We start from the raw sequence: 5,468 nt of genomic DNA, 5'->3' as shown, positions 1-5,468 counted from the left end.
CCCGGAAACAGTCAAGTCTGCCGGTCTTCTCTACTATGCGATTGGACGCGGTGAATCGCTGCGCCAACGTGCACACTAAACCGTCCAGTCCAAACGAGTCCCACAAGCCCATCGACCATCAGTCGATGGGCCTTGTGCCGTAAAGGGGCAGCTGGTTTTCAGAGCGCTGTTTCAGGGAGCAACGATGCAAGCAGTAATTGCATTCAAGATTGAGGATGCTGCCAGATGAATGGCTATCAAAAAGGAAACTCCAAGACTCGCTGGGTGACCGAACTCACTGCTTTTCTGGTGGCCGTGGCGACGCTGGTCATCATATTGACCGAACTTCCTCCCGAAGTATTTTCCGTGGAATCGGAAAGTTTCATTCTAGCAATCGGTGTCATTGGTGCCTGGCGTTACTCCTGGTGGATGATCCAGGCAGTACGTTCTGTATGGTATAACCGCCTAGTTTTCCCCGAGCTGCGCAAGAAAGCGGATGCCGTCAACGTCACTGAAAAGCCCGATGCGCTCTATGTACTCTGCACGTCATATCGCATCGCGCCGGAAATCAACTTTGCGGTCTACGATGCGCTGATCAAGGACGTGGCTGACTACAGCGTTCCAACTCTAATTTTTGCTGCCATCTCGGATCGCAGCGATATCGATGTCATCGATCATGTAATGGCTGAGAACAACTGGCCTGGCAACATCGAAGTCCGATACATGTTCCAAAAGGGCGATGGCAAGCGCTCAGCCATGGCCGAGGTACTGCGGGCCATCTCGCGGCGTATGCCCTCCCATAACTCACTTCTCATCTCCATGGACGGCGATATCCAGATCGAGCCCGGCACTCTTTCTCGCTCGCTATCTTTTTTCTTGCTGGATCAAGAACTTGGTGCACTAACCACCAACAACCGGGCCATCGTCAACGGCGGCGACGTCACCCGTGAATGGTATGACCTGCGCTATGCACAGCGCCATCTGGTCATGAGCTCCATGTCGCTCTCCGAGCGTTTGCTGGTATTGACCGGTCGCTACAGCGCCTTTCGTGCCGAGTTGGCCACGCACCCCGACTTCATCGATCTGGTCGAGAACGACTATGTGGATCACTGGCGGTTTGGCAAATTCAAGTTCCTTTCCGGTGATGACAAGTCCACCTGGTACTGGCTGCTCAAGAATCAGTGGAAAATGCTCTACATTCCCGATGTCTATGTGTCGGGTTTCGAGGAACTTCCCGACAAGGATCGTTTTTTCCACTCTACCATCGACCTGATGAAGCGCTGGTTCGGCAACATGCTGCGTACCAGTGGCCGCGCCATTGCCTTAGGGCCAAAGCGCATGGGTTTCTTTACCTGGTGGAGTCTGGTGGATCAGCGGCTTTCCATGTGGACCACCCTGATCGGGCCGACGGTGGCCATTCTGGTGACGACCTTCGTACGCCCATCGTTCATCTTCGCCTACATCATCTGGGTCATATTCACACGTACCATCATTGCTTCGGTCTTGGCGCTGCAGCGCAAGCGCTTCAGCATGCTATGGGTGCCCCTGCTCTACTACAACCAGGTCGGTGGCGCGCTGCTCAAGACCTACATCAGCTTTCGCTTCAATCGCCAATCCTGGTCGCGTCAGGGCATCTCCGCAGGCGAGCCCAGCGATCCCAAGGCGGCACGTCGACAGCGGATCGGTGGTCACCTAATCCATACGCTCTATATGGGAGGCATGTTGACGGTCTTGATCATGGCCGTCGGTGTGATGGTGCCGCCAGACAAAACGTCAATATTCACTTTCGAGAAAGAACTTGGACTGCGAGACAGGGCACCCCAGGGCGACAGCTACTGGATCGCGCCTGCCTTGTCCGATGTATCTCAGGGCGGTGAAGTTCACTTGCCTCGTGGCAAGCACTTTCTCGATGCGTCGCTGTTCGATGAAATCGCCAAATTGCACGCCGTTCGCGCCGCCAGCATTACCGGCGACGCTTCCAGTACAACGCATACCACCTTGCTGGTAGCACCTGAGATCGCCTCCAGCGTGCACGGTAGCGAGGGGCAGTCCTTGAATGAAACAAACCCGCTGCAGTGTGGTCAGCAAGGCGAGTGTCTGCTGATGACCGATCAAGGACCCATCGAGTTACGCAATATGGAAATACGTCTCGACCGCGACGACTGACTTTACCTAAAACAGCTTGGCGCAGCCCTGGTGCGGCGCAGTCGAACAGAATTCTACAGGAGATAACATTTATGGCAGACAAGCACCGTCCTCGTGATAGTCAGGACCGTAACGAGCCGACACTGGGCAACAGTGATAATCAGCAGGCCACGAGAAGCGAACCACGCCAACCCAAAGCGCACAAGGCCGTTCGCGACAACGACGCCCAGGCTGAGCCTCAAGCAAATGACTCAGCGAAACAGCAGTTGAATCACGAACGTCGCGACGAACGTCAGTTCGTACGTGTCAGCGCTCCCTTTCAGGTACAGCTGGAGGATGGACGTACGCTACCAGGAGAGGACATCTCTCTGGGCGGTTTTTCCGTACACAGCGATCAATCCTTCGAACCCGATCAAGTCGTAAAGGCATCCTTGCTGCTGATGGCCGGTTCTGCTGAATTGATCGTGCCGGTAGTGGCCAAGGCATTACGTAATCACAAGGAGCGTAATGGCAACAGCCGTATTTCGGCCTTCGAGATCGTGCAGATCGATCAGCGCCATCGCGAACTGCTTCGCCGCATCGTACGTTCGCACCTAAGCGGGCGCTATACTGCCGTAGAAGATCTGATCGAACAGGAAGACCCTCAGACGCCGCGCAAGCGGAGAAGCATGGCGGCATCAACCGCTGCACAGGAAAAAGAAAAGAAGCCGCTGCGCCGCTATGCGGCTCTGATTGCTGCCGCCGCCGTGCTCTTCATCGTCATTGCCGCCACGATCTATCGTAATTTCATGCTCATCGAGCCGAGTTTTGCTGCCGTGACCGCCCCACGTATCGACATCCTTTCACCCGGGGCGGGCCAGCTGAGTGAACACTCCCTTTCGGCAGGCGATCGAGTGAGCCGCGATACGCTCTTGGCAAAGGTCAGCAACAGCAGTCTCGAAACCGATCTCATTCTGGCCCGCGCCGCCTACAACTATAACGCGCAGCTAATCGAAAACATGCGCAAGAGCTTTGAAGATCCCAATGTGGACGAGGTCAGCATGGCTCGCTCGACCACACCGGTCGATGGGCGCCCGCCAAGCTTCGAGAACGTGTCGCCGGAAGTTGCCAAGATCCGCGTTCAGCAGTTTGAAACTGCCAAAGGCTATGAGAATGCAAGGGTTGATGCTCTGGAAGCACGACTGGCAGCCAACAACATCTACAGTCCTTGCGACTGTGTTGTTGCCTGGGCATTGAGTAGCGCTGGCGGTACCTATATCAACGAGAGCGATCGCATCATGACCCTGATCCGTACCGATGACGACGATGTCATGGTCGAGGCCTTGGTTCATATGAGCGATATCGCGGACATCGAACCTCATCAGCGTGCCTATGTCGCCCTGCCCAACGCCTCCGAGCCCATCGTAGCTCGAGTGCGATCCGTCGCCCTTGACGTGGAGCGCCAGCCTCGCGCCGGTTTCCCGGAATGGGTACGTCAGCAGCAGAACGTCGCCAGCGTTCTACTGGTTCCTGAAGAGCCATTGTCCGCTGAAGCCGTGGGCCTTCCGGTAGACGTGCGTTTTTCCGAGACGCCTCTGATCGACGGTCCTGTCGAATGGGTCTGGCAGGGCGGGCGCGCCATTATTCAACAGGTACAGAATTTCTTCGGTGCTATCGCATCCTAGTGCGCCGCGTTTTTGCCTAGCGCCTGTGATTTTTATATCGCAACCGGAATCTCACGCACGCGACACCACTTCTGCCTGTTCGTGACACTCGCCACAGGCAGATCAATTAAGGAAGCCGTTATGCAAATCAAGAAGCCTCATGTCTCGTCATGCTTTTCATCTTTTCGCCTCAAGGCAGCAATAACGAGTACCAGCCTACTGATCGCTGCGGTCTCATTCGTTCCGTCCGCCATGGCAGAAGATACCGAGGACTCCCTAAGCGTGCCCACCGTCCAGGCCTGCTCATCCCGTTATCCCTTGCAGGCAGCGCCGTCCCCTGAAACGAGCCTGAAAGACATAGAAAGCGTCATTGAACGGACCTACCAGGCCCAGAAGAACTGGGGCTTGGACAAGAATGTCACTTTGCTTTCTCCCGCCGAGTCCGGGCTTGATACTCCCAGCCTGCGCGTCAGTTATCCTGCGGGCACGTCTTCGCCCAGCGATCAAGGCGAAGGTGGCGCCGGCTTCTATGCAAGCCTCAAGGAACTTCAAGGGGCGGATCGCGCCTGTCTTCGCTACAAGATACGCTTCGAGCCTGGGTTTGACTTCGTCAAGGGGGGCAAACTACCTGGTTTGTATGGTGGCAGCGCCCCCAGCGGCGGAGAGGAAGTCACAGGCTACAATGGCTTTTCAATGCGCTTCATGTGGCGGGAGAATGGCCAGGGCGAGCTCTACGAATATATTGCCAACTCGGATGAGGAATATGGCCTTTCCGTTGGGCGTGGTGATTGGTACTTCCCCACTGGACGCTGGGTCACCGTCGAGCAGGAGCTCATCCTCAACGACCCTGACCAGGAGAACGGCGTTGCTCGAGTATGGATCGACGGTCGACCCATTCTTGAACAGCAGGACATCGTCTATCGCAAAACGGCCGATGTCACCATCGACGGGGTGATGTTCTCCACCTTCTTTGGCGGAAACGGCGAAGAGTGGCGCACACCCCGGGATCAAATCGCCGATTTCGGCGCCTTCGAAATTTATGCGCCCAACAGCTGACCATTGATCGTTAGTCAGTAGCCGAGACATCGCGTTCATCTCGCTATTGTATGTTTTTTCATTCAAGGGCATTTCATGCATTCAGCCTTAACTTCGCTGCGTCGAGCTTCCCTGCCATGGCTATGCAGCGCCCTTTTGGGCGCTGTTGGCCTCTATGTCAGCACGCAGGCTCAGGCATTGAGCTATAAGGAGCGCCAGAAACTGGATCTCTCCTCTTATACGGTCACCGACACAGATGCTTCTTATTTTGACGTTGATCAGCGTCGCGCACTGCTCAAGACAACGGATAATCCCATTCTGATCAACCAGATGGATCAACTCAGATCCGGCGAGAGCTGCCGTCAGCTGATGGCCATACCAACCCTGGACGAAAAGATCCGCCTGCCCGGCTTCTACCCCAGTCCAGATGAATGGCGACTCGCCTCCGAACCCATGTTTCAGTTCGAAGGCATGGTCTCGGATCTCGCCGGCAGCTACATGGCCACCGGTGACGGCTACTATTCAAGCTGTCTCGTCGAGGTGCTTGATCATTGGGCGAAAAGCAATGCTCTATTCGATTTCCACTACTCCAGCGATGATCGCCAGGCCTGGTACGCCACCGAGTCGATGATCTTTGCTGCCGCCATGGCCTACTCAATCGTGCGC

At 55.7% G+C, this 5,468-nt stretch carries 3 protein-coding genes and 1 pseudogene; all 4 read left to right on the top strand.

Going from position 1 to position 5,468, the window contains the following annotated elements:
• The first annotated feature begins 225 nt into the window (after positions 1-225).
• Positions 226-2,145 (top strand): glycosyltransferase, encoded by a 1,920-nt coding sequence (locus CH74_RS05160; RefSeq protein ID WP_048306420.1) that lies wholly within the window; start codon positions 226-228, stop codon positions 2,143-2,145.
• Between the two features lie 71 nt (positions 2,146-2,216).
• Positions 2,217-3,788 carry an alginate biosynthesis protein Alg44 gene (locus CH74_RS05155; protein ID WP_048306419.1) on the top strand — a complete coding sequence of 524 codons (1,572 nt, stop codon included), beginning with the start codon at positions 2,217-2,219 and terminating at the stop codon, positions 3,786-3,788.
• Between the two features lie 120 nt (positions 3,789-3,908).
• Positions 3,909-4,823, top strand: coding sequence for a polysaccharide lyase (locus CH74_RS05150; RefSeq protein ID WP_048306418.1), 915 nt, complete (start codon positions 3,909-3,911; stop codon positions 4,821-4,823).
• A 75-nt stretch (positions 4,824-4,898) separates the two neighbouring features.
• Positions 4,899-5,468 (top strand): annotated as a pseudogene (locus tag CH74_RS05145) (poly(beta-D-mannuronate) lyase); the annotation flags it as partial.

This window comes from Halomonas sp. PR-M31, assembly GCF_001039575.1.
Taxonomy (GTDB): Bacteria; Pseudomonadota; Gammaproteobacteria; order Pseudomonadales; family Halomonadaceae; genus Modicisalibacter.
Note: the sequence above shows the minus strand (reverse complement) of the source record. Positions and strands in the feature narration are given on the sequence as shown.